This is a genomic window from Microbacterium yannicii (assembly GCF_024055635.1).
GTDB classification, from domain to species: Bacteria; Actinomycetota; Actinomycetes; order Actinomycetales; family Microbacteriaceae; genus Microbacterium; species Microbacterium yannicii.
This window is the reverse complement of sequence record NZ_JAMXMB010000010.1, coordinates 1-26475: the sequence shown is the minus strand read 5'-3', so window position 1 is coordinate 26475 and position 26475 is coordinate 1. Positions and strand designations below refer to the sequence as shown.

Sequence of the window (26475 nt, the reverse complement as noted above, 5' to 3'; positions counted from 1 at the left end):
CATGACGAGTCACGTGCTGAGCCTCCTCGTGGAGGACAAGCCGGGTCTGCTGACCCGCGTCGCCGGGCTGTTCGCACGCCGCGGCTTCAACATCGAGTCGCTCGCCGTCGGTGTCACCGAGGTCCCCGGACTCTCGCGCATCACCGTGGTCGTCGACGTCGACGAGCTTCCGCTCGAACAGGTGACGAAGCAGCTCAACAAGCTGATCAACGTCATCAAGATCGTCGAGCTCGACACCTCGGCATCCGTCCAGCGCGAGCACATGCTCGTGAAGGTGCGCGCCGACAACCAGACGCGTTCGAACGTGCTCGAGGTCGTGAACCTGTTCCGCGGGCAGATCGTCGACTACGCTCCCGACGCGCTCGTCGTCGAGGTGACGGGCGACAAGGGCAAGGTCGAGGCCTTCCTGCGTGCCCTCGAGCCGTTCGGCATCAAGGAGCTGGCGCAGTCCGGCCTGGTCGCCATCGGTCGCGGCGGCAAGAGCATCACCGAGCGCGTCCTGCGCGGCTGACCCAGCGCGCCCTGACACCTTTCCACGGTCGCTGAGCCTGTCGAAGCGTCCGACACCGAACCACCGGCCCTTCGACAGGCTCAGGGACCGAAAGACCACAACATCAAGGAGAAACACGAAGATGGCTGAGATCTTCTATGACGCCGATGCCGACCTGAGCATCGTCCAGGGCAAGAAGGTGGCGATCGTGGGCTACGGCTCGCAGGGTCACGCCCACGCCCAGAACCTGCGCGACTCGGGTGTCGAGGTCGTCATCGCGCTCAAGGAGGGCTCGAAGTCCACCGAGAAGGCGCAGGACGAGGGCTTCGAGGTCAAGTCGGTCGCCGACGCGGCCGAGTGGGCCGACCTCATCATGATCCTGGCGCCCGACCAGCACCAGCGCTCGATCTACAACGAGAGCATCAAGGACAAGCTCACCCCCGGCAAGACGCTGGCGTTCGCGCACGGCTTCAACATCCGCTTCGGCTACATCGAGGCGCCCGAGGGCGTCGACGTGATCCTCGTCGCCCCGAAGGCGCCGGGCCACACGGTGCGCCGCGAGTACGTCGCCGGTCGCGGCATCCCCGACATCATCGCCGTCGAGCGGGATGCCTCGGGCTCGGCGTGGGCGACCGCGCTCTCGTACGCGAAGGCCATCGGCGGCACGCGCGCCGGCGTCATCAAGACGACGTTCACCGAAGAGACCGAGACCGACCTGTTCGGCGAGCAGGCGGTCCTGTGCGGCGGTGTGTCGCAGCTCGTCCAGTACGGCTTCGAGACGCTGACCGAGGCCGGCTACCAGCCGCAGATCGCGTACTTCGAGGTGCTGCACGAGCTGAAGCTGATCGTCGACCTCATGTGGGAGGGCGGCATCGCCAAGCAGCGCTGGTCGGTCTCCGACACGGCTGAGTACGGCGACTACGTCTCGGGCCCCCGCGTCATCGACCCGCACGTCAAGGAGAACATGCAGGCCGTGCTCGCCGACATCCAGTCGGGCGCGTTCGCGAAGCGCTTCATCGACGACCAGGACAACGGCGCCGTCGAGTTCCTCGCGCTGCGCGAGAAGGCCGCTGCCCACCCGATCGAGTCGGTCGGCAAGGACCTGCGTTCGCTCTTCGCCTGGAAGCAGCAGGACGAGGACTACGTCGAGGGCAGCGCCGCGCGCTGATGCACGCTCCGCCTCGCGCGTAGCGCGGGGCTCCAAGAGCCCGGCCCCGGAAGGGGCCGGGCTCTTGCGTTCGGGTGCCGGGCTCGGCCTGACGCAAACATCGGATGTCTGTGTCAGGATGGGAGAGGACGCACAGGCGAAAGGGTGAGTGGGCGAGAATGCGACAGCAGTGGTTCGACGACGCGCGGCTCGGGATGTTCGTGCACTTCGGTCTGTACAGCGCCGCGGCGCGACACGAGTGGGTGCAGAACTACGAACGGCTGACGGACGAGGACTATCGCCAGTACTTCGATCATTTCGATCCCGACCTGTTCGACGCGCAGGCGCTGGCGCGCCGCGCGAAGGCGACGGGCATGGGCTACGTCGTCCTGACCACGAAGCACCACGACGGATTCGCGCTGTGGAACACGGCAGTCAGCGACTTCAACGCGGTCGCCGCGTGCGGCCGCGACCTCGTGCGCGAGTACGTCGACGCGCTTCGGGAGGAGGGGCTGCGTGTGGGTCTCTACCATTCGCTCCTCGACTGGCATCACCCGGACTTCACCGTCGACTGGAACCATCCGCGCCGAGGTGACGACGTCGCGGCGCTCAACCAGGGCCGCGACATGGCGCGCTATCGCGAATTCCTGCACGCGCAGGTGCGCGAGCTGCTCACCGACTACGGCCGGATCGACTACCTCTTCTTCGACTTCACGTCTCCCGAGACCGTGGACGGTCTGGCCGGCAAGGGACCGGAGGACTGGGATGCCGAGGGCCTTCTGGCGATGTGCCGCCGACTCCAGCCCGAGATGCTCGTCAACGATCGCCTCGGCATCCCGGGAGACTTCGTGACGCCGGAGCAGTATCAGCCGACCTCCCCGCTCACGGTCGACGGCGAGCTGCAGGTCTGGGAGGCGTGCCAGACGATGAACGGCTCGTGGGGCTACCACCGCGACAACGCCGACCAGAAGTCTGCGACGCTCCTCGTGCAGATGCTCGCGGACTCGGTGTCGATGGACGGCAACATGCTGCTCAACATCGGCCCGGACGGTCGCGGCGCGATCGCGCCACGGGACGAGCGCACGCTCTCCGAGATCGCGGAGTGGATGCGGCTGCACCGAGGCGCGATCGTCGGCGCGGGGCATGCGGACTTCACGCCTCCGCGGGAGGGCGTCTACACGCGCCGTGGCAGCAAGCTCTACCTGCACCTGCTGTCGTGGCCGCTCGGCTTCGTGCACCTGCCCGACCTCGCCGGCAAGGTGTCGTACGCGCGGTTCCTTCACGACGGGTCGTGGCTGCGCACGTCGGTCGCCGATCCGACGCAGACGGCCGGCAACCTGATCCCGGCGGGGGAGGCGGAGGGCACGCTCTCGATCCACCTTCCGGTCGTGCGGCCCGACGTCGTCGTTCCTGTCGTCGAGCTCACCCTCGATGCGGGCTGAGTGCATCGCGGCGAGCGCAGCAGACAGACGACCGGTGCCCGCGCGAGGACGCACGGACTTAACATCGGATGTTCGGTGCGAGTGGAGTTCGTCGCCCCGTGCCGACGCACCACGCCTCGCTGAGAGTTTCCTCATGAGCGGATCCTTGTCGCGGAGCACACGCGCGTGATGTGATCCTCGCCATGGGAGAACACATGCCTGACAACGCGCCCGACCACGACCTGCCGCCGCTCGCGGACACCCCGCCGCGCTCAGGCCTCAGCCGGCGAAACTTCCTCGTCGGCGCCTCGGCGGCGAGTGTGCTGGCAGCGGCCGGCTGGGGGACCGCGCCCAAGGCCGTCGCTGCGCCCGGCCAGAAGCTGGTCAAGATCGCCATCATGGGCACGTCCGACATCCATGCGAACGCGTTGAACTGGGACTACTACAAGGACGCCGCGTACAGCGACAGCGCGAAGAACGCCATCGGACTCGCGCGGGTGTCGAGCCTGGTGAACCAGGTGCGGGCAGACGTCGGGCGTGAGCGCACGCTGCTGTTCGATGCGGGCGACACGCTGCAGGGCACCCCGCTCGGGTTCTATTTCGCGACGGTGGACCCCGTCACGACGTCGGGCGCCATCCACCCGATGGCCGCACAGTTCAACGCGATCGGCTACGACGCCGTCGCCCTCGGCAACCACGAGTTCAACTACGGCCTGGACTTCCTCGACAACTGGATCTCGCAGCTGGACGCGCCCGCCCTCGCTGCGAACGCCGTGCACGCGGGCACGACGGTGCCCCGCTACGAGCCGTTCGTCATCAAGACCCTGCACGCAGGCCGCGGGCTGCCGCCGATCCGGGTCGGCGTGCTCGGTCTCACCAACCCGGGCATCGTGATCTGGGACAAGGCGAACGTCAGCGGGCAGGTCGACGTGCTCGACGTCGTCGAGTCGGCCGCGCGCTGGGTGCCGGTCATGCGCCGCCGGGGCGTCGACGTCGTCGTGGTGAGCGTGCACGCGGGCGACAGCGGACTGTCGTCGTACGGGAGCGACCTGCCGGTCGAGAACGCGTCGGCGCTGCTGGCGGAGCGGGTGCCCGGCATCGATGTCATCCTGTTCGGTCACGCGCACAACGACGTGCCGCAGCGCATCGTGACCAACACGGCGACAGGCAAGCAGGTCGTGATGAGCGAGCCCGCGAAGTGGGGGCAGCGGCTCAGCGTGTTCGACCTCGACCTCGCGTTCTCACGCGGATCCTGGACGGTGCTGTCGGCGTCGGCGCATTCGGTGAACGCGAACACCGTCGAGGACGACCCCGCGCTGGTGGCGGTCGTCCAGGCGCAGCACGACGCCGTCGTCGCCTATGTCAACACGCCGGTCGCCACGTCCACCGAGACGCTGTCGGCCGCGGAGTCGTGCTGGAAGGACACCGCGATCCTCGACTACGTCAACCACGTGCAGATCGAGACGGTGTCGAAGGCGATCGCGGGCTCGGCCGAGGCATCCCTTCCAATCATCTCGATCGCGGCGCCGTTCAACCGCGCCGCGACGTTCCCCGCCGGTCAGGTGACCATCAGGGATGTCGCGGGCCTCTACATCTACGACAACACGCTGCTGGCATCGGTGCTCACGGGCGCCCAGATCAAGGACTATCTCGAGTACTCGGCGAAGTACTTCCTCACTGTCGCCCCGGACGCACCCATTGCACCGGCGTCGTGGACGAACGCGCTGAACACCCCCGACTACAACTTCGACCAGTTGTCGGGCGTGACCTACGACATCGACATCTCACAGCCGCAGGGCTCACGCATCGCGAACCTGGCGTGGGCGGGTGTGCCCGTCGCGGCCGACCAGCGGTTCGTCGTCGCCGTCAACAACTACCGTCAGTCCGGCGGCGGCGGCTTCCCGCACATCGCGGGCGCACCGGTGGTCTACAACGCCCAGGTCGCGATCCGCGAGGCGATCGTCGCCTACGCGTCGGACACGGGAGTGATCGACCCCGCCGACTTCCACGTCGTGAACTGGAAGCTCGTGCGAGCCGGCACCCCGGTCTTCTGACGGGCGACGCGGCGTATCACCGGGAGGGGCCCGTCACTCAGAGCATCACAGCATCGCCGACCCGGCGGTCACCACGAAAGGAACGGCCATGGACGGCATCGCCCTGATCTTCACGGCCGACCGGCTCCATCGCGAGCGGGCGGTCGCCCTCGATCGCGAGAACGAGATTCTCCACAGCATCGCCGATCGCGGCGCCACCATCACTCCCGTGAGCCCCACGGGGCACGTGATCGCCGGTGCCGGCGTCTGGTTCCGCGGCCTCTTCGCGAGGCCGCGCCAACTGCGATTCTCCTGAATCCGTAGAGACCCGCCGCCCGGGGAGCGGCGGGTCTCACTCTGCCCGTGCCCCGCTCGCCCCCGCTATATGCTCGCCGCATGCCTGCACACCGCCCCGTCGAGATCGCCGTTCAAGATGCCGCGGGTGCGCGGACAGCGCTCGAGGCGGGGGCCACGCGTCTCGAGCTGTGCCAGGCGCTCGACGTCGGCGGCCTGACGCCCTCGCTGGGGACCCTGGAGAGCGTGCTGGCGGCCGTCGATCCGTCGACCGTCAACGTCCTGGTCCGTCCCCGCGGCGGCGGCTTCGTCTACAGCCCCGAAGAGGTCGCGGTGGCGGCGGCCGACATCCGCGCCTGCGTCGAGCGCGGCGCGGGCGGGGTGGTCGTCGGGGCGCTGACGGCAGCGGGAAGCCTCGACGTCGCCACGCTGCGAGCATGGCGGGATGCCGCGGGCTCGGCTGCGCTGGTGTTCCACCGAGCCGTCGATGCCGCCGCCGACCCCGGCGCCGTCTTCGACCAGCTCGTCGCGGAGGGCGTGGACCGTGTGCTCACCTCCGGCGGCGCGACCCGGTCCATCGACGGGCTGCGTGCGCTGGCGGATCTCGCAGCACGGTCGGGCGCTGTCGAGGTCATGGCGGGCGGCGGCGTGCAGCCGGCCGACATCCCGGCACTCTTCGCCGCAGGCGTCGACGCCGTCCACCTGTCGGCACGGTCGCGCATCGCTCGAGACGCGCCGTCCGGGCCCGGGGGCGGTTCCGAGGGGCACGACGTCACCGATGCGGCGATCGTCGCGGCGGCCGTCGCGGCGGCCGCCTGAGGCGCGTCGCCGTTCTGGCGCCGACGTATCACGGCGCCCCGGCGACGCCTCGGAAGCCAGTGGGGCGAAGCCCCCGCATCGGACACCGATCAGAGGAGCCGTCATGAACGTCGAACCGTGGAGCACCGTCGGAGCGGGATCATCCGCCGCGATCGTCCCGGGCATCCAGTTTCTGCTGCGCGCGCACGGCCATGCCGTGACCGTCGATGGTGTGTACGGCCCCGCGACCGCCGCAGCCGTCAGTGCATTCCAGACCGCGCAGGGCGTGCCGTCCGACGGCATCGTGGGCCCCATCACCTGGCCGCGGCTGGTGATCGCAGTCCAACAGGGGTCCACAGGGGACGCCGTCCGCGCCGTCCAGCAGTTCGGGCTGGCACGCTCGCCGGGGGAACCGCCGCTCGTCGTGGACGGGAACTTCGGTCCGATCACCAAAGAACGCGTCGAGTTCTTCCAGGAATCGTGGGGACTCACCCTCGACGGCGTCGCGGGACGCGAGACCTGGTCGTTCTTCAGCACATTCGTGCCGGGGGAGCGCCCCTGGGCGCTCGTGAAGCAGGGGTCATCGCAGGCGACGAACTGGCGCGTGCTCGCCGCTCAGCACCTCCTGCGCGCTCACGGCGCGACCATCGCCGCCGACGGCGCGTTCGGACCCCTCAGCGGTCAGGCTGCGCGCGCCTTCCAGCAGACCCTGCGCGCCGTGGAGATCTCGACCACCCTCGGACAGCTGGACTGGCCGAGCCTCATCATCACGGTGAAGCAGGGCGACGGGCCGGCGGGCGCGAAGGGCGAGGCGGTGCGTGCGGTGCAGACGCTCCTCGCCGGGGTGACGGTCGACGGCGACTTCGGCCCGCAGACCGACGCCGCCGTCCGTGAGTTCCAGCAGGTCTTCCTGCCGCCGGCGGACGGCATCGTCGGCCCGCAGACCTGGCACACGCTGATGCTGCGCCTGTTCGAGTGACACGTCGTCCGCCGAGGGCCGCCGCAACGCCGTTCGGCTCTCGGTGGCGTGCCAGCGCAGCACTACTCTGAGACGGTGACGACCGGACGCGACGACGACGCCCTGACGTGGGACGGCGACGACGACCCCACCCTCGACATCGGCGCGGCCGCCGAGCGCGAGCCTGCACCTGAACCTGACCCCACGGCCGATCCCGCGCCGGAAGCGCCGGCGCAGGCACCGGTGCTTCCGAAGGGCTATACGGCCGTCGGCAGGGGCAGCGAAACGGTGGCGGCCCGGAGCGCGGCGGATGCGGCATCCGTCGACGGCTCCATCTCCGACGTCGCCATTGATGCCGCGCCCGCGCCCGCGCCGGAGGCACGATCGCTCGGCAACGGCACGCTCGTCGCCCTCGGAGTGCTCGGCGGCATCTACGCCCTGTACGCCATCGGCTGGCTCATCGGCGGGCTGCGACTGCAGGGCCGCGCACAGTATCTGGTGCTCGACGTGATGTACCAGGGGAGCCTGTGGCTCGCCGTGCTCGCGCCCGTGCTGTGGTTCGCGACGACCTTCCTGCTCACGCGCCGCTCACGGGCATGGGTGCGGTTCGCGTGGCTGGCGGTGGGCGTGATCGTGCTGCTGCCCTGGCCCTTCGTGATGATCGGGGCGATCGGACAATGAACGAGACCGTGACTCCCGCACCTTCTGCGGACGACGCCGGCGCGTCGCGAGCCTCCGGCCCCGCCACGAACACCCCCGCAGCCGCGACGCGGAGGGGCAGGACGCCCACCTGGCTCGTCGCCACGATCGCGGGCATCATCGGCCTGTTCTACGCGTACGCGGTGTGGAACGCGATCGGCAACCTGGTCGCCACCCTCCAGGTGTTCGCCGACGCGGGCCTCACGCTCAACGCGCTCGGCTGGTTCATCTGGATCTTCGCCGCGGTGTTCCCCCTGATCGTGTGGGGCGGTGCCTTCGCGATCGGATATCGGCGTGCGCCGCACGAGCTGCTGCTCGTGATGCTCACCGGCCTCGCGTTGGTCGCGGTGTTCTGGTTGAACGTCGTGGCGTACACCACGCTCAACTCGGCCTCCTTCCTCGGCTGAATCTCCCGACGCCTGAAGCCGTCGCCGCCGGGGCGGGCCCGCGTCACACGGTCGGGCGGGCCGCCACACGGGCGGTAGGCTGGCACAGGCCTCGCCCCCGACGGCGTGCGGCGCGGCATCCGGTCTGCCCTGCTCCGCGCGCTCGCGCACCGCCCCCAAAGGAACCACCCGTGCCGAAGCCTGTCGTCCTCATCGCCGAAGAACTCTCTCCCGCCACGATCGACGCCCTGGGCCCGGACTTCGACGTGCGCCACGTCGACGGCACCGACCGCCCGGCACTGCTGGCGGCGCTCGCCGACGCGAACGCGGTGCTGATCCGCTCGGCGACCAAGGTCGATGCCGAGGCGATCGCCGCGGCTCCCGTCCTCAAGGTGGTCGCGCGCGCCGGCGTCGGACTCGACAACGTCGACATCAAGACGGCCACGACGGCCGGCGTCATGGTCGTGAACGCGCCGACGTCGAACATCATCTCGGCGGCCGAGCTGACCGTCGGACACATCCTCAGCCTCGCCCGCCGCATCCCGGCCGCGCACGCATCGCTGGCCGGTGGCGCCTGGAAGCGCAGCTCGTACACCGGCACGGAGCTCTTCGAGAAGACTGTCGGCATCATCGGCCTGGGTCGCATCGGCGCCCTCATCGCGGCGCGGCTCCAGGCGTTCGGCGTCTCGGTCGTCGCCTACGACCCCTACGTCACCCCGACGCGCGCGCAGCAGCTCGGCGCGCAACTCCTCGAACTCGACGACCTGCTCGCGCAGAGCGACTTCGTCACGATCCACATGCCCAAGACGCCCGAGACCACGGGCATGATCGGCACCGACCAGTTCCGCCTCATGAAGAAGACGGCGTTCGTCGTCAACGTCGCCCGCGGGGGCCTCATCGACGAGGAGGCGCTGTACACGGCACTGACCACCGGCGAGATCGCCGGCGCCGGGCTCGATGTCTTCACGAGCGAGCCGCCGGCACCCGACGGCACGGCGTTCCCGCTGCTGAGCCTGCCGAACGTCGTCGTCACGCCGCACCTGGGCGCCTCGACCGACGAGGCGCAGGAGAAGGCGGGCGTCTCGGTCGCGAAGTCCGTCAAGCTCGCGCTCGAGGGCGACCTCGTGCCCGACGCCGTCAACGTCGCGGGCGGTGTCATCGACCCGTTCGTGCGCCCCGGCATCTCGCTCGTCGAGCAGCTCGGTCAGTTCTTCACGGGTCTGGCGCACAGCGCCCTCACGAGCCTGGACATCGAGGTGCGCGGCGAGCTCGCGGCCTACGACGTCAGCGTCTACCGGCTGGCCGCCCTCAAGGGCATCCTCGCCAACGTGGTCAGCGAGAACGTCTCGTACGTGAACGCGCCGCTCTTCGCCGAGCAGCGGGGCATCGAGACGCGGCTGATCGTCGAAGCCGAGAGCCCGCTCTACCGCAACATCACGATCCTCCGCGGCACGCTCGCCGACGGCTCCGTGCTCACGATCGCCGGCACGCTCGCCGGCACGCGCATGGTCCCCAAGGTGGTCGGCATCAACGGCTACGAGATCGAGGTGCCCATCGAGCGCCACCACCTCGTCATGCGGTACGCCGACCGTCCCGGAATCGTCGCGATCTACGGCCAGAAGCTCGGCAGCGCCGGCATCAACATCGCCGGGCTTCAGGTGGCGCAGGCCGACGCGAGCGGGCGCGCCCTCTCGGTGCTGACCGTCGACTCGCCGGTCCCCGAGGAGCTTCTCGACGAGATGCGCGAGTCGGTGGGCGCCGACCTGTTCCGTCGCATCGAGGTCACCGAGGACTGAACGGTGGCACCGGGGGAGGCATCCGTGAAGGCGGCCGCTCCCGTGGGCGCGTCCGGCGTGAGCCCCGTCTTCCGCAGCCTGGCGTTCGAGGGACTGTCGCGGTTCGACTACGGCGACGTGATTCTCGTATCCAAGCCGCCGCGCAGCACCGACGATCCGCGAGTCTGGGCCGAGACCCTGTTCCGGCCGTCGTCTGCGCCCGCGTGGGTGAAGGCTGCGATGGGGCTGCGCATGGCGCTCGCCCCGCTCCTCGGGCTGCAGGCCGCGCCGCGCGGGGTGTTCGACGTCCGCGAGGTGGTGGGCGAAGAGGCGCTCATCGAGTACGCCGACAAGCACCTCACCTTCCGCTGCGCAGTGGGGGTGGATGCCGCGGCCGCCGTCGTGCGCGTTACCACGGTTGTGACGTTCAACGACTGGCGCGGCCGCGTGTACTTCTCTCCGGTCTCACTGGCGCACCCGCTCGTCGTGCACGCGATGCTCCGTCGTGCCCGTCGCGCCCTCACCCGACGCTGAACCGCGACGCGAACGCTGCACTTTCCTGCGAGCGCGCCGTCGCGAAGTGGCGCGCTCGCAGGTGAGTGCAGCGCTCGGTGAGCTCAGCCCCGCGTCGCGCCCTCGACCAGGGCGATGAGCGCGTCGAGGGCAGCACCGCGGGGGACGGGTCCCGGGATCGACCCGCCCGCCAGGGCGTTGTTGAAGTAGAGGCCGTCGCTGACCAGCATCACCAGGTCGAGGGCCACCGCGTCCTTCGTGTGCGGGCGCAGGGCCGCGGCCCATTGCTCCCGGACGTCTCGCAGCGCATCGCTGGCGACCGCATCCCCGCCCTGAGCCAGCCGTGAGGTGGCCAGAATGGCGCGGTCGATCGGATCGTTGGCCATCACCGAGGTGCGCAGGAAGTAGGCGATCGGCCCTTCGGGCGCGGCGGCCATGACGGCGACATCGTCGGCGACGAGGGTCCGCAGGCGATCGATGATCGCCGACTCGAGCGACTCCTTCGTGCCGAAGTGGTAGAGCAGCCCGCCTTTCGACACGCCTGCCGCCTTGGCGGTGGCGTCCATGGTCGCCGCTCGCTCGCCCTCCTCGATGAGGATCTGCTCGAAGGCGTCGAGCACCTTCTCGCGGGCGAGGGGAGGACGACTCATGGCGTCGATCGTATCGACAGGGGCTGCCGCATCCTGATACTATACCGGCTGGACGGTATAGAAATGATGACTCTCACACAAGAACTCTCGCTCGCCGACGCTCAGGGACGCCGGGTCGGCTGGCGCGGCTGGGCGGCGCTCGTCGTGCTCATGCTGCCCGTGCTCCTCGTCTCGGTGGACAACACCGTGCTGAGCTTCGCCCTGCCGTCGATCGCGCTCGAGCTGGGGCCGTCGAGCGCGCAGCAGCTCTGGATCATCGACGCCTATCCGCTGGTGCTGGCCGGGCTGCTCGTCACCATGGGGACGCTCGGCGACCGGTTCGGGCGACGGCGGATGCTGCTGATCGGCGCGACCGGATTCGCTGCGGTCTCGGTGCTCGCCGCTTTCGCCCCGAGCGCCGCATGGCTGATCGCCGCGCGCGCCGGCATGGGCGTGTTCGGTGCGATGCTGATGCCCTCGACGCTGTCGCTGCTGCGCAGCATCTTCACCGACCGCGACCAGCGCCGCCTCGCGATCGCCGTATGGGCCGCCATGTTCTCGGCCGGCGCGGCGCTCGGCCCGATCGTGGGGGGACTCCTCCTCGAGCACTTCGCATGGGGTTCGGTCTTCCTGCTCTCGGTGCCCGTGCTCATTCCGCTGCTGGTGCTCGCGCCGCTGCTCGTTCCCGAGAGCCGCGATCCGAAGCCCGGCCGCATCGACCCGGTGAGCATCGCCCTCTCGATGGCGACGATGATCCCCGTCGTCTACGGCATCAAGGAGCTCGCCGTGCACGGGTTCACGCTCGCTGCGTGGCTTCCGATGGTCGCCGGACTGGGCTTCGGTGTGCTGTTCGTGCGGCGGCAGCTGCGGGCGCGCACGCCGATGCTCGACATGCGGCTGTTCCGTCGCGGCACCTTCAGCGGCGCGCTGATGGTGAACCTCCTCAGCGTCATCGCTCTGGTCGGGTTCCTCTTCTTCGTGGCGCAGCATCTGCAGCTCATCGTCGGCCTCTCGCCGATGCAGGCGGGCCTCGCGCTCGTGCCCGGCCTCGCGATGATGATCGTCGCCGGCCTGGCCGTCGTGCCGATCTCCAAGAAGTGGCCCGCTCGCGTCGTCGTTCCGGTGGCGCTCGTGTTCTCGGTCGCAGGGTACGTGACCGTGGCCTTCGCCACGGGGCCGGAGAGCATCGGAGCCCTCGTGGCGGCCTTCGTCTCCCTCGGCATCGGCATCGGCGCGGCCGAGACGGTCTCTAACGAGCTGGTGCTCTCCAGCGCTCCGCCTGCGAAGGCGGGTGCCGCGAGCGCGGTCTCCGAGACCGCATACGAACTGGGTGCGGTGCTGGGCACGACCGTGCTGGGCGGCATCCTCACCGCGCTCTACCGGACGAACCTCGTCGTGCCCGAGGGAGTCCCGGATGCCGCGGCCGGGGCCGCGTCGGAGACCCTCGCCGGTGCGGTGCACGCTGCGGGCGAGATCGGCGGCAACACTGGGGAGGCGCTCTTCGAGGCGGCAGCGGCCGCCTTCGACGCCGGGGTCACCGTCACCGCGCTGATCGGCGCCGTCCTGGTCGTGGTCGCGGGGGTCATCGCGGCCACTACCCTGGGAGGATCCCGCCAGAAGTCGTAGGAGCACTATGTCGCGCGTCGTGAAGCTGGCCGTCATCCCGGGTGACGGCATCGGTCCGGAGGTCATCGCCGAGGCGGAGAAGGTGCTGGATGCCGCGGCCGCGGGCAGCGGCATCCGTTTCGAGAAGTCTCGATTCTCGTTGGGCGCCGGCCGCTTCCTCGACACCGGCGACACGCTGACTGCCGACGACCTCGAGGCGATCAAGGCGCACGACGCGATCCTGCTCGGTGCGGTCGGGGGAGTCCCGGGCGATCCCCGCCTCAAGAACGCCAACATCGAGCGCGGAATGCTGCTCAAGCTGCGGTTCGAGCTCGACCACTACGTCAACCTGCGGCCGTCGAAGCTGTACCCGGGGGTGCCCGGACCGCTCGCCGCACCGGGCGACATCGACTTCGTCGTCGTCCGCGAGGGCACCGAGGGGCCGTACGTCGGCAACGGCGGATCGATCCGCACCGGCACCCCGCACGAGGTGGCCAACGAGACCTCCGTGAACACCGCGTTCGGCGTCGAGCGGGTCGTGCGCTACGCGTTCGACCTGGCCGAGCGTCGCCGCAAGAAGCTCACGCTCGTGCACAAGACGAACGTGCTCGTCCACGCCGGCGGCATCTGGAAGCGCCTCGTCGACGAGGTCGCGCTCGAGCACCCCGACGTGACCGTAGACTATGTGCACGTCGACGCGGCCACCATCTACCTGGTCACGAACCCGAGTCGCTTCGACGTGATCGTCACCGACAACCTCTTCGGCGACATCCTCACCGACTTGGCCGGCGCCGTCACCGGTGGCATCGGCCTCGCAGCCTCGGGGAACATCAATCCCGACGGCGCGTTCCCGTCGATGTTCGAGCCCGTGCACGGATCGGCGCCCGACATCGCCGGCCAGCAGAAGGCCGATCCCACGGCCGCGATCCTCTCCGTCTCACTGCTGCTCGACCATCTCGGGCTCCAGGACGAGGCCCGCCGCGTCACGACCGCGGTCGAGGAGGATCTTGCCGCACGCGGCTCCGACGCGGGCGCGACCCGCACGACGACGCAGATCGGCGACGCGATCGTCGCCCGGCTCCAGGCGTAACCTGAGATCACGTCGTCCTACCGACAGAGGATTCCACCCATGACCATCGACCTTCCCCTCCAGGCGCCCTCGGCCGCAGGCCTCGTCTGGAACGTCACCCGGAACACCGAGGCGACGCCCGATGCCGAGCGCGAGGCGATCCTCGCCGATCCCGGCTTCGGACAGCACTTCACCGACCACATGGTCGACATCTGCTGGTCCGAGAAGGGCGGATGGCACCGGCCGCGCGTCCAGCCGTACGGCCCGATCCCGCTCGACCCGGCTGCGGCCGTGCTGCACTACTCGCAGGAGATCTTCGAGGGACTGAAGGCCTATCGCCACGCGGACGGGTCGATCTGGACGTTCCGTCCCGACCGCAACGCGGCGCGCCTGCAGCGCTCGGCTCAGCGCCTCGCTCTGCCGGAGCTGCCCGCCGAGTACTTCCTCGAGTCGCTGCGCGAGCTGATCGCCGTGGATGGCGCGTGGGTTCCCACCGCCGCCGAGACAAGCCTCTACCTGCGCCCCTTCATGTTCGCGAAGGAGGCGTTCCTGGGAGTCCGCGCGGCGAAGAAGGTCGGGTACTACCTCATCGCCAGCCCCGCCGGAGCGTATTTCGCCGGGGGCGTGCAGCCCGTCAACATCGCCCTGTCGAGCCGCTACGCGCGCGCCGGAAAGGGCGGCACAGGCGCGGCGAAGACGGGCGGCAACTACGCGTCGAGCCTGCTGCCGCAGGCCGAGGCGTACGAGAAGGGCTGCCAGCAGGTGCTCTTCCTCGACGACGGCTACATCGAGGAGCTCGGGGGCATGAACCTCGTCCTCGTGACGGACGACGGCCGCCTCATCACCCCGGAGTCGGACTCGATCCTCGAGGGCATCACGCTGGCGTCGGTGCTGCAGCTGGCACAGGATCGCGGGCTCGTCGTCGAGCAGCGCAAGGTCTCGATCGACGAGTGGCGCGAGGGCGCGGCATCCGGCTCCATCGTGGGCGCGTTCGCGTGCGGCACGGCGGCGGTCATCGTGCCGATCGGCAAGCTCGTGGCCGACGACTACGAGATCGTGCATGAGGGCGATGCGGCGTCCGAGCTGGCGCTGTCGCTGCGCGAGGAGCTCACCGGCATCCAGTACGGGCGCGTGGCCGATCGCCACGGGTGGCTGACGCGCCTCGACGGCTGATCACTGGTTCTCCGGATGCCCCGGGCCGGCGCGCTCCGCGGGCTCGGGGCTTTCTCCGTCGGGGGCTGTCCGTGTCGGACCGGGTGGCTAGGCTGATCCGGTGAGGATCGCGCGCTTCAGCCACAACGACGCCATCAAGTTCGGGATCGTCGACGAGGGCGAGCTCGTCGTCCTCGCCGGTGACCCGATGTTCGCCGGGTACGACACGACGGGGGAGCGGGTTCCGCTCGCGGATGTCGCGCTGCTGGCACCGGTCATCCCTCGCTCGAAGCTCGTCTGCGTCGGCCGCAACTATCGCGATCATGCGGCAGAGCTCGGCAACGACGTCCCCACGGCACCGATGCTCTTCTTCAAGCCCAACACCACGGTGGTCGGCCCCGGCGACGCCGTGGTGCTGCCGAAGGGGTCCGACTTCATCAGCTTCGAGGGCGAGCTGGCGGCGGTCATCGGCCGCATCGCGAAGAACGTGCCGGCAGAGAACGCGCTCGACTACGTCTTCGGCTACACGATCGCCAACGACCTCACCGCTCGGGACTGGCAGAAGTCCGACGGACAGTGGGCCCGCGCGAAGGGCTTCGACACGTCGTGCCCGCTCGGCCCCGCCATCGAGACGGATTTCGACGTCGACGGACCCGCCGTGATCACCACGCGCCTGAACGGAGAGGTGCGACAGCAGGGCCCCATCAGCGACATGATCTTCTCGCTCGCCGACGTGATCGCGTTCGCCTCGGCGGCGTTCACGCTGCTGCCGGGGGACGTGATCCTCACCGGAACCCCGGCCGGCGTCGGCCAGATCGTCGCGGGCGACACCGTGGAGGTCGAGATCACCGGCCTCGGCATCCTGCGCAACTCGGCGAGAGATGCGTGAGACGACCCGAGATGCGTGACGCGGCCCGTGAAGCCTGACGAGGTCGGCAGCGCACCGCACGCCGATCCTGTCGGGGTGAGGACCGACAGCGGGACGACCGCCGAAGAGGTGGCCGGCGTCCAGCGGCGCACCGTCTGGGTTCTCTCGCTCGGTCAGGTGCTCGGCGGACTGGCCTTCGGCGCCACGCTGTCGCTCGGTGCCGTGCTCGCGGCCGAACTCTCGGGCGAGGACGCATTCTCGGGGCTCGCCGCGGCGGCGGTGACCTTCGGCACGGCGATGACGGCCGTGCCGCTCGCCGCGATCGCCCGCCGGCGCGGGCGCCGGCGCTCGCTCACGACGGGCATGGCGGTCGCCCTCGTCGGCGTGGGACTGGTGATCGTCGCCGTCTCGCTGCGGGCGTTCCCGCTGCTGCTCGTCGGCTTCCTCATCATCGGCGCGGGCCAGGCGGCCAACCTGCAGTCGCGCTTCGCGGCCGCAGACCTCGCCACGGATGCCTCGCGCGGTCGCGATCTGTCGATCGTGGTGTGGGCGACGACCGTGGGCGCCGTGCTCGGCCCGAACCTCACCGGCCCCGGGGAGATCATCGGCGGCGCGATCGGCATGCCGCCGCTGACGGGACCGTACCTGTTCACCCTCGTCGCACAGGGACTCGCCATCGTGCTGTACCTCGTCGCCATGAGGCCGGATCCGCTGCTCCTCGCACAGCGTGTCGTCGCGTCGGCGCGGGCAGAAAGCCGCACCATCGCCAAGGCCGATCGGCCGGTCGCCGCCCGCTACGCGATCTTCGCGGTGGCGGCTGCGCACGGCACGATGGTGTCGGTAATGGCCATGACGCCGGTGCACCTGGCGCATCTGACCCACGGTGCGACCGAGGCCGCGACGCTCTCGATCATCGGGCTGACGATCAGCCTCCACATCGCGGGGATGTACGTGCTCTCGCCGGTCTTCGGCATCCTCGCCGACAAGGTCGGACGTGTGCCGACGATCCTCATCGGGCAAGTGCTGCTCGTCGCGGCCCTCCTCACCGCCTCGTTCGGGCAGCTCTCGACGACAGCGGTGACGGTCGCGCTCGTGCTCCTCGGTCTGGGGTGGAGCGCATCGACCGTGGCCGGTTCGACCCTGCTCACCGAATCGTCGTCGGAGGCGCTGCGCACCCGGCGTCAGGGCATCAGCGACTTCACCATGAGCATCGTGGGCGGCCTCGGCGCGATCGCGGCCGGCGCGGTGCTCGGCGGGATCGGGTACGGGGGCCTCGCCCTCGTGGTGCTGGTGCTGGTCGCGGCATCGGTGCTGCTCGCGCCGCTGGGCTGGCGGGCGTCGCGGCGCCCCGCACCGGTGGGCGACGCGCCTGCCGGTGGCTAACGGGGCGGCGCAGGTCGGGCGGAGCCTCTGCTTCGTCGTTCCTCGCCTCGTCGGCCCCGTGGCCGCGGGCGGTGTCAGTGACCGAGCGCGGCGAGAGCCAGGTCGACGTCGTCCTCGTCGTTGAAGACGTGGAACGCGACGCGGGCGCGCCCTGACCGTCCGGACGCAGTGATGCCCGCAGACATCAGCCGGCCGAGGTCGCACCCCTCCGGGTCGTCCCAGGCGACGATCGCCGACGCGCGCTCCGGCTCGGCGATGCCGAGCCCGGCGCGGAACGCGGCGGCGAGGCCCGTCGCGTGCGCATGGAGTTCCCCCGGATCGAGCGCGGCGAACAGCGCCAGCGCGGGCGCCGCCCCGACGAACGCCTGCCACGCGGGCGACACGTCGAACCGCCGCGCGTCGGGGGCGAGGTCCACCTCGCCGCCGTAGCAGGACGCCCACGGATCCTCGCCCGCGTACCATCCGGCGTTGACGGGGGTCATCCGTGCGGCGAGCCGGTCCGAGACGGTCAGGAACGACACCCCTCGCGGCGCGCAGAGCCATTTGTAGGCATGACACACCACGGCATCGAAAGCGGATGCCTCGACCGGCAGCCATCCGACGGCCTGGGTCGCGTCGCACAGCGTGAGGGCGTCGTGCGCGGCAGCGGCCGCGACGATGGCCGCGGCATCCGCCACCTCACCCGTGGCCGACTGGACCACCGAGAACGCGACGAGCGCCGTGCTGGGCCGCACGTGCGCGGCGAGGTCGTGAAGGGGAGCCGTCCGCACGACGAGATCGCGGCCGGAGTGCACGAAGGGCAGCACCATCGACGAGAACTCGCCGTCGGGGACGAGCACCTCGGCGCCGTGGGGGAGAGCCGATGCCACCATCCCGGCAGCGACGGAGGTCTGCGAGCCGATCGCCACGCGGTCCGCGCCGACGGCGACCAGTGACGCGAACAGTCCTCGCGAACGCTCGACGGCGGCGCAGTAGGCGGCGAGGTCCGGGCGACCGGCTCCGGCGGCATCGAGGTCGGCGATCACGGCGCGGCGGGTCGCCCGGCTGGGCAGGCCGACCGTGCAGGCGGCGAGGTAGTCGCGGCCGGCGAACTCGCGTCGTGCGGCGTCGAGCGCGGCCGAGTGGGCGATCGTGGGCATGCCACCAGCGTGACGGCGACGATTCCCTGCGTCTACGGCCGGTGTTCCATGAGAAACATAACTCGAGATTATGATTTGGTCATGACCGACGTCTTCGAGGACGATCCCGGCTTCGACGCCCGCGAGCTGCGGGTCGTGAAGGCCGTCGCCGACGCCGGGTCGATCACCGGCGCGGCCCTCACGCTGGGCTACAGCCAGCCGGCCGTCAGCCAGCAGCTCAAGCGTCTCGAGCAGCGCCTCGGGATCGCCATCGTCGAGCGGGTCGGACGCAGCGTCCGGCTCACCGATGCGGGACGGATCCTCGCGCGGCACGCACCGGCAGTGACCACGGCGCTGGATGCAGCGGCCGGCGAGCTCGCCGAGCTGCGCGGCCTCCGCGCCGCACGCGTGCGGCTGGTCGCCTTCCCGTCCGCGTCGCCCACGATCGTGCCGCGCCTGCTGGCGGACCTCGCGCAGCGGCATCCGGGGATCTCTCTCACGTACGTCGAGGCCGAGCCGCCGGAAGCCGTCGAGGCGGTGCGCGAGGATCGCACCGACATCGCCCTCACGTTCAGCTACCCGGGCGATCGGGACGACCCGCACGGTTCCAGCGCGCGCGGGCTCTCGGTGCACACCGTCGGCGCGGACGAGCTGCTCGCCGTCCTGCCCACCGGCCATCCTGCGGCGGGCCCGGCCGCCCTCGACGTCGGCATGCTCGCCGACGAAGACTGGATCGCGGGATGTCCTCGCTGCCGCGGTCACCTGCTCGAGCTGTGCGATCGCGCCGGCTTCTCGCCGCGCATCGCGTTCGAGACGGACAACTTCGTTGCCGTCGAGGGCCTGGTCGCCCAGGGCATCGGCGTGGCGACGCTGCCCAGGATGGCTGTCGAGTCGTTCCCGCTCCTTCCCGGTGTCGCGATCGTGCCTCTGCCGGCCGGCGAGCAGCGGCGCATCCACACCGTGACGGCTCGAGGTGCCGATCGCGTGCCCGCGGTACGCGCGACGCTCGACGCCCTGGGGCGTCTCATCGAGCGCGGCGCCGACGAGCACGCTTCCGCGGCATCCGCTCGTCCCGCGGCACCGACGGGCGCGGCTGCTGCTGACTAAACTCTCACCCGATGCCTTCTTCGCCTGATCCCCGCACCACGACCGCCACCGGCGCCGACGTCCGCGTCCGCTTCTGCCCGTCGCCCACCGGACTGCCGCACGTCGGTCTGATCCGCACCGTCCTGTTCAACTGGGCCTACGCGCGTCACAACGGCGGCAAGCTGGTGTTCCGGATCGAAGACACCGACTCCGCCCGCGACAGCGAGGAGAGCTACCTGCAGCTCCTGGACGCGCTGCGGTGGTTGAAGATCGACTGGGACGAGGGCGTCGAGGTGGGCGGGCCTCACGCGCCGTACCGGCAGTCCGAGCGCCACGACATCTACCGCGAGGTGCTCGACCGCCTCATCGCCGCGGGGGCCGTGTACGAGAGCTACTCGACGGCCGAAGAGATCGACGCGCGCAACGAGGCCAACGGCCGCGCGAAGCAGCTCGGCTACGACAATCACGACCGCGGCCTCACCGACGAGCAGAAGGCCGCGTTCCGCGCAGAGGGGCGTGAGCCGGCCTGGCGTCTGCGCGTCCCCGATGAGGACCTCACCTATGTCGACCTCATCCGCGGCGAAGTGACGTTCCCGGCCGGATCGTTCCCAGACTTCGTGCTGGTGCGGGCCGGGGGAGTGCCGCTGTACCCCTTCGTGAACCCCGTCGACGATGCGCTGATGGGCATCACGCACGTCATCCGTGGCGAAGATCTCATGCCGTCGACGGCGCGCCAGCTCGCGCTGTACGGGGCACTCGTGGATGCCGGCATCACGACGTTCATCCCGCGCTTCGCGCACATGCCTCTCGTGCTGGGCGAGGAGGGGAACAAGAAGCTCTCGAAGCGCGATCCGAAAGCTGACCTGTTCCTGCAGCGTGAGAAGGGCTTCATCCACGAGGGGCTGCTCAACTATCTCGCCCTGCTCGGCTGGTCGATCGCACCGGACCGCGACGTCTTCTCGCTCGAGGAGCTCATCGCCGCGTTCGACATCGTCGATGTCAACCCGAACCCGGCCCGGTTCGACCAGAAGAAGGCGGAGTCGATCAACGGCGACCACATCCGGATGCTGGAGCCCGCGGACTTCGCCGAGCGCCTGGTCCCCTACCTCTCCGCCGCCGGCCTGATCGACGCGAACCCCACCCCGACGCAGGCGGCGATGCTCGCGGCGGCCGCTCCGCTCGTTCAGGAGCGGATGCAGCTGCTGGGCGAAGCGCCCGCGCTGCTGGGCTTCCTGTTCACCGATGTCGGGAGCTACCAGGAGGACGCTTTCGCATCCCTGCCGGTGAACGCGAACGAGGTGCTCGTCGCGTCGGTCGGCGCACTCGAGCGGGTGCCCGACAGCGACTTCACCGCCGCAGCCGTGCAGGACGCCCTCGCCGTCGCCCTCATCTCGCCGATCGAGGACGGCGGCCTCGGTCTGAAGCCGCGCGTCGCGTACGGCCCGCTGCGCCTCGCGCTGAGCGGACGCCGCATCTCGCCGCCGCTGTTCGAGTCGATGGAGCTGCTCGGCAAGCCCGAGTCGATCCGCAGGTTGCGCGCCTTGGCCGACGCGCGCGGCTGACGCCTCGGTTTGGAGCACGCGCCGGCGTCGCGTAGACTCATTCCTCGGCACGGCTTCGGCTGACAGCCTTGGGGTATGGTGTAATTGGCAACACGGCGGTTTCTGGTACCGTTGTTCTTGGTTCGAGTCCAGGTACCCCAGCCAACGAGAAAACCCCCGCTGAGCGGGGGTTTTTCGTTTCTCTGAAGGCTTTGTCCGCTCGGCCGCTGGATGCCCCGCACCGGCCGCCGTCCCGGTTGCGCGGAGTGGCCGTCAGGCAGTGATCCGGGCGGATGCCTCAGCCTGCGGCGTCTGCCAGCACCTCGGTCGCGGCATCCCGTCCCAGCGCGAAGTAGTCCGGGTTGTCGTCGCTGTGGGCGAGGAGCATGGCAGCCACCGCGGCGGCCCACGCATGGGCGCGGATCCAGACGGCGGCGTCGTAGTGCGAGCCGGCCGCGGCGATGAATCGGGACCGGCCGGCGCCGTCGAACGCGAGCCACGCGACCGCGAGGTCGTACGCCGGATCGCCGGCGGTCACGTCGCCGAAGTCGATGATGCCCACCAGTCGACCCTCGTGCGAGACGAGGTTTCCGGGGTGCAGGTCGCCGTGGATCCAGACCGGTGGCCGGTCCCACGGGGCGGCCTCGAGGCCCCGGCGCCAGACGTCCTCGAATGCGGTGGCGGCTTCCGCGTCCAGCGTGCCTGCCGCGCGGAGGGCGTCGAATCGTTCCGCGATCGCCTCGGAACGCCCCGCCAGTGGGACACCGCGGAACGGGTTCATCGGATACTCCTCAGGCGCGTCGACGTGGAGCGCGTCGAGCGCGCGGGCGAGCGTCGGCGCCCATGATCCGCGTGCGGCGCGTGACTCATCCATGGCGCGTTCGCCTTCCATCCACGGCACGACCGACCACGGCCATGGATAGCCCGCAGCGGGGACGCCGTCGACGACGGGCAACGGGACACGCACTCCGGTCGGCGCGAGTTGCTCGGCCACGCCTGGCAGCACGGCCTGCTCGTGCCGGACGAGCGGCGCGGCCAGCGCACGGCGGGGCAGGCGCACGGCATGGGCGTGCCCCAGGCGCCACACTTCGCTGTCCCAGCCCTCGGCGATCTTCACGAGTGGGAGGTCCGCCGCATCGGGGATGTCATCGAGGGCTTGGGCCACCAGCAGCGCGCGGACCAGGCCGCTGTCGATCGCGATCTCGGCGGCGGGCTTGTCGGGCACCGTACGAAGATACTCGGTCACCGCCCGAAGATACTCGCCGAGTGTTTGCACCATGGTTGTGTTTATGTTGATATGTGTTGTATTGTGTGGGAATCCAACGGAGGGTTGTGCAGATGTACGCAACGGAGCGCCACGAGCAGATCGAGCGCCTGCTGGCCGCGCAGGGCCGCGTGAGCGTCGTCGACCTCGCGGACCGCTTCGAGGTCACCACCGAGACCATCCGCCGCGACCTCGACCACCTCGAGTCCGCGGGCGCACTGCGCCGGGTGCACGGCGGAGCCGTGGGACCCGAGCGCGGGAGCACGCGAGAGCCTTCACTGGCCGAGCGACGCGACCACCACGGCACAGCCAAGGAGGCGATCGGCCGGCGGGCGCTGGACGCGCTCGGCCGCGACTTCACCGGCTCGGTGTTCCTCGACGCCGGCACGACCACCGCGGCGGTCGCTTCGGCGCTCGTTCCGCGCCTCGCTGACGCTCCCATCGAGGTCGTCACCCACTCGCTCACTCTCGGCAACGCCCTCGCCGGCGTCCCCGGCGCCTCACTCTCCTTCGTGGGCGGGCGAGTGCGTGGGCTCACGGCCGCCGCCGTGGGCGCCGATACCGTGCAGGCGATCGGGGGGATGCGGCCGGATGTCGCCTTCGTCGGCACCAATGGTGTGTCGGCGTCCTTCGGTCTCAGCACGCCAGACCCCGACGAGGCGGCCGTGAAGCGCGCGATCGTCGCATCAGCACGACGCGTCGTGGTCGTCGCCGACGCCGAGAAGCTGGGAGCGGAACTGCTCGTGGGGTTCGCGTCGCTGTCGGATGTGGATGTGCTCGTCACGGATGCCGCACCCGACCCCGAACTGGCGGACGCGCTCGCGGATGCCGACGTGGAGGTCTGGCTCGCATGATCGTCACGCTGACCGCCAACCCCTCGCTCGACCGCACCGTTGTGCTGCCCGCTCCGCTACAGGTCGGCGATGTCCAGAGTGCTGATTCGGCGCGGGAGGATGCCGGCGGCAAGGGCATCAACGTCGCCCGCGCGGTCGCCGCCGCGGGTGAGGGCTGCCTCGCCGTCCTGCCTCTCGCTGCGGGGGACCCGTTCGAGGCGGCGCTCCAGCTGGCCGCTCTCCGTACCCAGCCGGTGCCCGTCGCCGGTCACGTCCGCGCGAACCTCGCGATCACGGATCCTGCCGGCGTCACGACGAAGCTCAACCTGCCGGGAGCCGAGCTGTCGGCTGACGAGGCAGCCGCGGTCGTCGACGCCGTCGTGAGCGCATCCGCCGGCGCCTCCTGGCTCGTCCTCGCCGGCTCGCTGCCTCCCGGTGTCACCGAGGACTTCTACGTGCGAATCACCCGTGCGGTGCGCGCCGCCCACGGCACCGCCGCCCCATCCATCGCGGTCGACGCGTCGGGTCCGGCTCTGGCGGCCGTGGTCGCCGACGGCGCCCCCGACCTCATCAAGCCCAACGACGACGAGCTCGGCGAGCTTGTCGCCACGCCGCTCGACGGCGCCGACACCGCCGCCGTCCTCGGGGTCGCGCGATCACTGGTGCCGGCCCGCGTGGGCGCCGCCCTCATCACGCTCGGCTCTCGCGGCGCACTGCTGGTCACCGCCGATGGCGCCTGGCTGGCGCGGCCGCCACGGATCCAGGTCCGCAGCACCGTCGGGGCGGGCGACAGCTCCCTCGCCGGCTACGTGCTCGCCGCGACGAGGGGAGCCGACAGCGAGGAGCGGCTGCGCCTCGCCATCCGCTACGGCGCGGCCGCGGCATCCCTCCCCGGTACGCAAGCGCCGACCCCCGCAGATCTTCCGTCGGACGACGTGCTCGTCGCCCGGCTCGCCTAGAACCCACCCCACGACCGCAGGAGGTCACCGTGTCCGACACCATCACCCCAGGCCTGGTCAGCCTCGACGTGCCGCTCGGCGCGGCGAAATCCGACGTCATCCGCTCCCTCGCCGCACGCGTGGTCGCCGAGGGCCGGGCGACGGACGCCCAGGCGCTCTTCGACGACGCGTGGGCCCGCGAAGAGAAGGACGAGACCGGGCTTCCCGGCGGCATCGCCATCCCGCACGCCAAGAGCGCGGCCGTCACCACCCCGTCGCTCGCCTTCGCCCGCCTCAGTCCGGGGGTCGACTTCGGCGCGCCCGACGGCGCGGCCGACCTGGTGTTCCTCATCGCCGCGCCCGCCGACGCCGCCGAGGCGCACCTCGCCGTGCTGTCGAAGCTCGCCCGCAGCCTCATGCAGGCCGACTTCACCGCGGGACTGCGCGCGGCCACGACCGACGACGAGGTCGTCGCGATCGTGCAGACGGCGATCGGTGAGCGGGATGCCGCTGCCGCGGCGGCGCCGGCGGAAGGTGCGGGGGCGGCGGCGACGACGCCTGTGGCGCCCGCCGAGACCACCGGCCTCGCCGTCGACGGCAGGCCCGCTCGCATCGTCGCCGTCACAGCCTGCGCGACGGGGATCGCCCACACCTTCATGGCCGCGGACGCACTGACGGCAGCCGGCAAGAAGGCCGGCGTCGACCTGGTCGTCGAGCCGCAGGGCTCGAGCGGCTACCAGGCACTGCCGGCGGAGGTCATCCAGAGCGCCGACGCCGTCATCTTCGCCACCGATGTCGACGTCCGCGAGCCGCAGCGATTCGGCGGCAAACCCGTCGTCCGCTCCGGCGTCAAGCGGGGGATCGAACAGCCCGATCAGCTCATCGCCGAGGCCGTCGCCGCGGCGAACAACCCGAACGCAACCCGCGTCGGCGGTGAGGCGGCCGCCGCGACGAGCGTCGCGGGTGAGAAGCTCTCGTGGGGTGCCCGCATCCAGCGGATCCTTCTCACCGGGGTGAGCTACATGATCCCGTTCGTGGCCGGTGGCGGGCTGCTGATCGCCCTCGGCTTCCTGTTCTTCGGGGACGACTACTCGGCGCCGGACAATGCGACGACGGTGATCGTCACGAACTCGCTGTGGGACCTGCCCGAAGGCGGCCTCGGGATCTATCTGGGCTCTGTCGCCTTCGCGATCGGTGCGGCGTCGATGGGCTTCCTGGTCTCGGCTCTCGCGGGGTACATCTCCTTCGCGATCGCGGATCGCCCGGGCATCGCGCCGGGCTTCGTCGCCGGAGCGATCGCGGTGACGATGAACGCCGGCTTCATCGGCGGCATCGTGGGCGGCCTGCTCGCGGGCGTCACCGCGTGGTGGATCGGCACGTGGCGCGTTCCGCGCTGGCTGCGCGGGCTCATGCCCGTCGCGATCATCCCGCTGCTGGCCTCCATCGTCGCGTCCGGGCTCATGGTGCTGTTCCTCGGTCGTCCGATCGCGACACTGATGGTGTGGCTGACCGATTGGCTCAACGAGCTGGCGGGCACATCGGGCATCGTCGTCGTCGGCATCGTCCTGGGCCTGATGATGTGCTTCGACCTGGGCGGGCCGGTGAACAAGGTCGCCTACGCCTTCGCTGTGGCGGGGTTGGCCACCGCCTCTCCGGAGAACACCACGCCCTACCTGATCATGGCCGCGGTGATGGCCGCGGGGATGGTGCCGCCGCTCGCGATGGCTCTGGCATCCACGGTCCTCGCGCGCGACCTCTTCCCGCCCGTCGAACGGGAGAACGGCAAGGCGGCGTGGCTGTTGGGCGCGGCATTCATCAGCGAGGGCGCGATCCCGTTCGCTGCCGCGGATCCGCTGCGCGTCATCCCGGCGTCTCTTGTCGGCGGTGCCGTGACCGGCGCCCTCAGCATGGCGTTCGCGGTGCAATCGCTCGCACCCCACGGCGGCATCTTCGTGTTCTTCGCCATCAACCCCGTGTGGGGCTTCCTGGTGGCGATCGCGGCCGGCACGATCGTCTCTGCGTTCGCCGTCATCGCGCTGAAGAAGTGGGTGGGCCGCAAAGAGCTCGAGCAGGCGGAAGCGCTGGAGTCGGCCGTACCCGTGGCGGCCTGACGCCGTCGTCCGACAGAATCGGAGCAGTCGACCGTCGCGGTTCGACGCAGACAGGAGAGAACCATGGCAGAACGTCAGGCGACCATCGCCAGCAGCTCCGGGCTGCACGCCCGTCCCGCGAAGCTGTTCGTGCAGGCCGTGCAGGCCCAGTCGGTCCCGGTCACTATCGCCGTCGAAGGGGGCGCCGACCTCAATGCGGGCAGCATCCTGTCGTTGATGGGGCTGGGCGCCTCGCAGGGCACCGTCGTGACGTTGAAGGCGGATGGCGACGGCGCCGATGAGGCGCTCGACACGCTGGTCGCCCTGCTCGAGACGGACCTCGACGCGCAATAGTCCCGTGTCGCCGCGGGCGTCCCCGTCTCGG

At 70.5% G+C, this 26475-nt stretch carries 25 protein-coding genes and 1 tRNA gene; 23 read left to right on the top strand and 3 right to left on the bottom strand.

The window, feature by feature from the left end:
• The first annotated feature begins 1 nt into the window (after position 1).
• The 11 genes from ilvN (at position 2) to NCG93_RS04900 (ending at position 10535) form a co-directional block, all read left to right on the top strand.
• A complete protein-coding gene (gene ilvN, locus NCG93_RS04950; protein ID WP_194415144.1) occupies positions 2-511 on the top strand; it encodes an acetolactate synthase small subunit in 510 nt (169 codons plus the stop codon).
• Positions 411-1658 (top strand): ketol-acid reductoisomerase, encoded by a 1248-nt coding sequence (gene ilvC, locus NCG93_RS04945; protein WP_345508265.1) that lies wholly within the window; start codon positions 411-413, stop codon positions 1656-1658. The genes ilvN and ilvC overlap by 101 nt, the downstream gene beginning before the upstream one ends.
• A 158-nt stretch (positions 1659-1816) precedes the next feature.
• Positions 1817-3079 (top strand): alpha-L-fucosidase, encoded by a 1263-nt coding sequence (locus NCG93_RS04940; protein WP_194415146.1) that lies wholly within the window; start codon positions 1817-1819, stop codon positions 3077-3079.
• Positions 3080-3273: 194 nt separating this feature from the next.
• Positions 3274-5112 (top strand): 5'-nucleotidase C-terminal domain-containing protein, encoded by a 1839-nt coding sequence (locus tag NCG93_RS04935; protein ID WP_194415147.1) that lies wholly within the window; start codon positions 3274-3276, stop codon positions 5110-5112.
• Positions 5113-5200: 88 nt separating this feature from the next.
• Positions 5201-5407: a hypothetical protein gene (locus NCG93_RS04930; RefSeq protein ID WP_194415148.1), complete on the top strand. Its 207-nt coding sequence runs from the start codon at positions 5201-5203 to the stop codon at positions 5405-5407.
• Positions 5408-5487: 80 nt separating this feature from the next.
• A complete protein-coding gene (locus NCG93_RS04925; RefSeq protein ID WP_194415149.1) occupies positions 5488-6204 on the top strand; it encodes a copper homeostasis protein CutC in 717 nt (238 codons plus the stop codon).
• 103 nt (positions 6205-6307) lie between these two features.
• Positions 6308-7162, top strand: coding sequence for a peptidoglycan-binding domain-containing protein (locus tag NCG93_RS04920; RefSeq protein WP_194415150.1), 855 nt, complete (start codon positions 6308-6310; stop codon positions 7160-7162).
• A 75-nt stretch (positions 7163-7237) separates the two neighbouring features.
• Positions 7238-7822, top strand: coding sequence for a DNA polymerase III subunit gamma/tau (locus NCG93_RS04915; protein WP_194415151.1), 585 nt, complete (start codon positions 7238-7240; stop codon positions 7820-7822).
• An 8-nt stretch (positions 7823-7830) separates the two neighbouring features.
• Complete coding sequence (locus NCG93_RS04910) at positions 7831-8247, top strand: bacitracin resistance protein (RefSeq protein WP_241742179.1); 417 nt, start codon at positions 7831-7833, stop codon at positions 8245-8247.
• 170 nt (positions 8248-8417) lie between these two features.
• Positions 8418-10022, top strand: coding sequence for a phosphoglycerate dehydrogenase (serA, locus tag NCG93_RS04905; protein WP_194415152.1), 1605 nt, complete (start codon positions 8418-8420; stop codon positions 10020-10022).
• A gap of 3 nt (positions 10023-10025) precedes the next feature.
• Positions 10026-10535: a DUF2867 domain-containing protein gene (locus tag NCG93_RS04900; RefSeq protein WP_252787449.1), complete on the top strand. Its 510-nt coding sequence runs from the start codon at positions 10026-10028 to the stop codon at positions 10533-10535.
• A gap of 83 nt (positions 10536-10618) precedes the next feature.
• Here NCG93_RS04900 and NCG93_RS04895 read toward each other — a convergent pair whose 3' ends face one another.
• Positions 10619-11164 (bottom strand): TetR/AcrR family transcriptional regulator, encoded by a 546-nt coding sequence (locus NCG93_RS04895; protein ID WP_194415153.1) that lies wholly within the window; start codon positions 11162-11164, stop codon positions 10619-10621.
• Positions 11165-11227: 63 nt separating this feature from the next.
• On the opposite strand from NCG93_RS04895, the gene NCG93_RS04890 reads away from it, so the two are divergent.
• From NCG93_RS04890 to NCG93_RS04870, 5 genes are all read left to right on the top strand, one after another.
• The gene (locus NCG93_RS04890) at positions 11228-12769 is read left to right on the top strand and encodes an MFS transporter (RefSeq protein ID WP_194415154.1); all 1542 of its coding nucleotides are present in this window, start codon (positions 11228-11230) and stop codon (positions 12767-12769) included.
• 7 nt (positions 12770-12776) lie between these two features.
• A complete protein-coding gene (locus NCG93_RS04885; RefSeq protein WP_194415155.1) occupies positions 12777-13838 on the top strand; it encodes a 3-isopropylmalate dehydrogenase in 1062 nt (353 codons plus the stop codon).
• Between the two features lie 39 nt (positions 13839-13877).
• Positions 13878-14990, top strand: coding sequence for a branched-chain amino acid aminotransferase (locus tag NCG93_RS04880; RefSeq protein ID WP_194415156.1), 1113 nt, complete (start codon positions 13878-13880; stop codon positions 14988-14990).
• A 100-nt stretch (positions 14991-15090) separates the two neighbouring features.
• On the top strand, positions 15091-15858 hold the full coding sequence (locus NCG93_RS04875) for a fumarylacetoacetate hydrolase family protein (RefSeq protein WP_194415157.1): 768 nt from the start codon (positions 15091-15093) through the stop codon (positions 15856-15858).
• 75 nt (positions 15859-15933) lie between these two features.
• A complete protein-coding gene (locus NCG93_RS04870; RefSeq protein ID WP_194415158.1) occupies positions 15934-17220 on the top strand; it encodes an MFS transporter in 1287 nt (428 codons plus the stop codon).
• A gap of 74 nt (positions 17221-17294) precedes the next feature.
• On the opposite strand, the gene NCG93_RS04865 is transcribed toward NCG93_RS04870, so the two are convergent.
• Positions 17295-18359, bottom strand: a complete 1065-nt coding sequence (locus NCG93_RS04865) for an aminotransferase class V-fold PLP-dependent enzyme (RefSeq protein ID WP_194415159.1) — start codon at positions 18357-18359, stop codon at positions 17295-17297.
• An 81-nt stretch (positions 18360-18440) separates the two neighbouring features.
• On the opposite strand from NCG93_RS04865, the gene NCG93_RS04860 reads away from it, so the two are divergent.
• The 3 genes from NCG93_RS04860 to NCG93_RS04850 all read left to right on the top strand — a co-directional run bounded on the left by NCG93_RS04860 (position 18441) and on the right by NCG93_RS04850 (position 21130).
• Positions 18441-19445: a LysR family transcriptional regulator gene (locus NCG93_RS04860; protein ID WP_241742180.1), complete on the top strand. Its 1005-nt coding sequence runs from the start codon at positions 18441-18443 to the stop codon at positions 19443-19445.
• 11 nt (positions 19446-19456) lie between these two features.
• Entirely contained in the window at positions 19457-20986 is a 1530-nt protein-coding gene (gene gltX, locus NCG93_RS04855) for a glutamate--tRNA ligase (protein ID WP_194415161.1), read from the top strand.
• A 69-nt stretch (positions 20987-21055) separates the two neighbouring features.
• Positions 21056-21130 (top strand) — tRNA-Gln (locus NCG93_RS04850).
• 133 nt (positions 21131-21263) lie between these two features.
• Here NCG93_RS04850 and NCG93_RS04845 read toward each other — a convergent pair.
• Complete coding sequence (locus NCG93_RS04845) at positions 21264-22211, bottom strand: aminoglycoside phosphotransferase family protein (RefSeq protein ID WP_252787448.1); 948 nt, start codon at positions 22209-22211, stop codon at positions 21264-21266.
• A gap of 92 nt (positions 22212-22303) precedes the next feature.
• Here NCG93_RS04845 and NCG93_RS04840 point away from each other — a divergent pair, with 92 nt between their 5' ends.
• From NCG93_RS04840 to NCG93_RS04825, 4 genes are all read left to right on the top strand, one after another.
• Positions 22304-23083 (top strand): DeoR/GlpR family DNA-binding transcription regulator, encoded by a 780-nt coding sequence (locus NCG93_RS04840; RefSeq protein ID WP_194415162.1) that lies wholly within the window; start codon positions 22304-22306, stop codon positions 23081-23083.
• On the top strand, positions 23080-24021 hold the full coding sequence (locus tag NCG93_RS04835; RefSeq protein ID WP_194415163.1) for a 1-phosphofructokinase family hexose kinase: 942 nt from the start codon (positions 23080-23082) through the stop codon (positions 24019-24021). The genes NCG93_RS04840 and NCG93_RS04835 overlap by 4 nt, the downstream gene beginning before the upstream one ends.
• Before the next feature lie 29 nt (positions 24022-24050).
• Positions 24051-26111, top strand: a complete 2061-nt coding sequence (locus NCG93_RS04830) for a PTS fructose transporter subunit IIABC (protein WP_194415164.1) — start codon at positions 24051-24053, stop codon at positions 26109-26111.
• Between the two features lie 63 nt (positions 26112-26174).
• A complete protein-coding gene (locus tag NCG93_RS04825; protein ID WP_194415165.1) occupies positions 26175-26444 on the top strand; it encodes an HPr family phosphocarrier protein in 270 nt (89 codons plus the stop codon).
• Positions 26445-26475: the final 31 nt, after the last annotated feature.